The following is a 2,991-nucleotide window of genomic DNA, read 5'->3' as shown; positions in this document are numbered from 1 at the left end:
GTGCAAAAAATCTTTAAGCCGATTGATTCTTCAAAGCCTATAGGTGCTGCAGTAGAAACTGAATAGCCCCTAAAACATGATCTACATCAACTTTACTTGGTTACTTTTTCCACGCAGGGAAATAGTTTGATTTCGATCACATTATGCTTTGCAAAGTCACTTTATGATATCTCCATCAACTGAACGAGGAGATTAATCATGAACGTATTCTTTAGAGACTTTTTTAGCGACCCTGTTTTATTTATGTCTTTTGGGATTTTAGGCGTCGTGATTTCTCTTTGCCTATTTTACGCTTTTTACTTTATTAAAAAAATTAGCGAGGCTGAAATTCCCGAGCATCATTAAGCACGACGCACAAAGCGCCTACTCAGGTTACTGATTAGGCGCTTTTTATTTTATAAAGCGAAAAATTTGGTACACTAACGTTTCGTTTTTTTCATAGTGCGTAGTACAAACATGATCAATAAGTTTAAACCAGCATGGTGGATGACCAATCGTCACGTTCAAACCATAATGCCGCGTTTCTTCCGTCCATTTCACAATACGTCCTACGAACTTGAGCAACTTGATACGCCCGACGGCGATTTTATTGAACTTGCATGGTCGCTGCCTCATAATGAAAACGCTCCCCTTGCTGTGGTTTTACATGGTCTTGAAGGCAACATAAATAGCTTTTATGCCAAAGGCATGATGAAAGCCTTAAAAAAGCAAGGTTATGCCGTAGTACTTATGCACTTTAGAAACTGCTCAAGTGAAGTTAACCGCTTACCCCGTGCTTATCATAGTGGTGATACCGCCGATTTAGCTTTTTTTATAAATCATTTAAGGGAGCAATTTCCCAGCCGCCCGATCATGGCTGTTGGTTTTTCGTTAGGGGGCAATGTACTGGCTAAATACCTAGGCGAAGAGCGCGAAAACTGCCCTTTAAGTGCTGCAGCCGTGGTCTCGGCTCCTTATGATTTATCATCATCAAGCGATGTTATTCGTAAAAGCTTAGGCAAAATTTACCAAAAGTATTTGCTCGATAGAATGAAAAAATCAATGCAGCGTAAATTGCCACAAATTAAGCAGCAGATACCTATTACCTCTGAGCAGTTAATGAAAATTGACGATTTGCTAGAGTTTGATAATCAACTAACCGCTCCACTGCATGGCTTTGAAAACGCACACGATTACTATCGCCAAGCCAGCGCAATGCCTTACTTAAAACATATTGCGATTCCTACGTTAATAATTCATGCCAAAGACGATCCAATGTTGTCGATTAAAGCTGTGCCAAGTAGGCAAGATGTGAGTGAGCATGTTACCCTGAGCGTCTCTGAAAAAGGCGGCCACGTAGGGTTTATTAGCGGTAATAATCCGTTTAGGCCAGTATTTTGGCTTGAACAAGCCGTCCCTCATTATTTTGGCCAACACGTCCCCACTAAAGCGAGCAGTAAGCAGTTATGATTATCCCTTTTGAACAACTTGATAAAGACACCCTCTACAACCTAATTGAAAGCTACGTGCTTCGTGAAGGCACCGATTACGGTGAGCAAGAAGTGAGTATTCAAAGTAAAGTAGCGCAGGTTAATCAGCAGCTTAGAAATGGTGAAGCGATGGTGTTTTTTTCTGAGCTACATGAGTCGGTCACTATTATCTCAAAAAATGAATTTAAAGCACTGCAAAGCGAAGAGCATGAAGCACAGTCGTTTGATTAGCGCCTAACACTTGTAACTTTTGAGCTGAACGTACACAATGGCTTTTTACCCAAAGAGCCAAAACATGATAAAACTCAGCACTCTAGTGGTAGCCATATCACTAGCTTTAACACCACAAGCCTTTGCAGAGCAAGTAAAAAGCCCGTCAGACAAAGCAGTAAAACTAGCAAAAGACACTATTTTAATCGACACCCATATTGATGTACCTTATCGCATCCACGAAAAATGGGTTGATGTAACTAAAGCCACCGACGGCGGCGACTTTGACTACCCTCGCGCAGTACAAGGGGGGTTAAACGCACCTTTTATGTCGATTTATATTCCTGCTCACTTAGAATTTGAAGGCAAAGGTAAAAGCTACCAGTTAGCCAATCAAATGATTGATAGCATGGAAGCCATTGCACAACGTGCCCCTGAAAAATTTGCCATTGCTAGCTCAACAGCGGATATAGAAGCGCAATTTGAGCAAGGTAAACTATCAATTGCGATGGGCATGGAAAATGGCTCGCCAATTGAAGGAAAAATGGAAAACCTTCAGCACTTTTTTGACCGCGGTGTACGCTACATCACGCTTGCGCACTCGCAAAGCAACCATATTTCTGACTCGTCTTACGATATTCGCCGAAAATGGAAAGGTTTAAGCCCATTTGGTAAAAAGCTAATTACTGAAATGAACAACGTCGGTATGCTAATTGACGTATCACATATATCAGATGATGCGTTTTATCAGGTAATGGAGCTATCTAAAACGCCGGTTATTGCTTCACACTCTTCACTTCGCAAATACACGCCAGGCTTTGAGCGTAATATGAATGATGACATGTTATTAGCGCTTAAAAAGAATGGCGGGGTTATTCAAATTAACTTTGGTTCAAGCTTTGTAACCTCTAAAGCCGGTGCGTGGTACAAAGACCTTAAAAGCACTAAAGAGACCGTTAAAAAAGAAGGGACTAAGCCAAGTAAAGACTTTGATGCAGCGTACCGCGCTAAAAACCCATTCCCGTTTGCAAGCCTTGAGCAAGTACTTGATCATATTGATCACGTTGTAGAGCTTATTGGCATTGATTACGTTGGCATTGGCTCTGACTACGATGGGGTTGGCGATTCGTTACCGATTGGCTTAAAGGATGTATCTAGCTATCCCAACCTAGTGCAAGGCTTAATGGACAGAGGTTACAGCGATTCAGACATTAAAAAGATTTTAAGCGAAAATACGCTAAGGGTTTGGAAGCAAGCCGAAGCATATGCGAAAAAGCACTAAGCTGTAAGCTGTCAGTTGTCAGTTGTCAGT

The 2,991-nt window shown here is 41.4% G+C and carries 4 protein-coding genes; all 4 read left to right on the top strand.

Going from position 1 to position 2,991, the window contains the following annotated elements; translation table 11 throughout:
* The first annotated feature begins 198 nt into the window (after positions 1–198).
* The 4 genes from CWC04_RS19715 (at position 199) to CWC04_RS19195 (ending at position 2,961) form a co-directional block, all read left to right on the top strand.
* On the top strand, positions 199–345 hold the full coding sequence (locus tag CWC04_RS19715) for a hypothetical protein (protein ID WP_171038602.1): 147 nt from the start codon (positions 199–201) through the stop codon (positions 343–345).
* Between the two features lie 111 nt (positions 346–456).
* Positions 457–1,449, top strand: a complete 993-nt coding sequence (locus CWC04_RS19205) for a hydrolase (RefSeq protein WP_024033940.1) — start codon at positions 457–459, stop codon at positions 1,447–1,449.
* Entirely contained in the window at positions 1,446–1,700 is a 255-nt protein-coding gene (locus CWC04_RS19200) for a YheU family protein (protein WP_004589625.1), read from the top strand. Before CWC04_RS19205 ends, CWC04_RS19200 begins: the two co-directional genes overlap by 4 nt.
* Before the next feature lie 64 nt (positions 1,701–1,764).
* A complete protein-coding gene (locus CWC04_RS19195) occupies positions 1,765–2,961 on the top strand; it encodes a dipeptidase (RefSeq protein WP_029773025.1) in 1,197 nt (398 codons plus the stop codon).
* Positions 2,962–2,991: the final 30 nt, after the last annotated feature.

It is taken from the genome of Pseudoalteromonas sp. S2893, from assembly GCF_005887105.1.
Taxonomy (GTDB): domain Bacteria; phylum Pseudomonadota; class Gammaproteobacteria; order Enterobacterales; family Alteromonadaceae; genus Pseudoalteromonas; species Pseudoalteromonas atlantica.
The sequence above is the reverse complement of the archived record's forward strand: the minus strand, read 5'-3'. Positions and strand labels throughout refer to the sequence as shown.

Bases quoted from the DNA above. Each gene is read 5' to 3' on its own strand.
- CWC04_RS19715 (WP_171038602.1), top strand. From the start codon at position 199: ATGAACGTATTCTTTAGAGACTTTTTTAGCGACCCTGTTTTATTTATG.
- CWC04_RS19205 (WP_024033940.1), top strand. From the start codon at position 457: ATGATCAATAAGTTTAAACCAGCATGGTGGATGACCAATCGTCACGTT.
- CWC04_RS19200 (WP_004589625.1), top strand. From the start codon at position 1,446: ATGATTATCCCTTTTGAACAACTTGATAAAGACACCCTCTACAACCTA.
- CWC04_RS19195 (WP_029773025.1), top strand. From the start codon at position 1,765: ATGATAAAACTCAGCACTCTAGTGGTAGCCATATCACTAGCTTTAACA.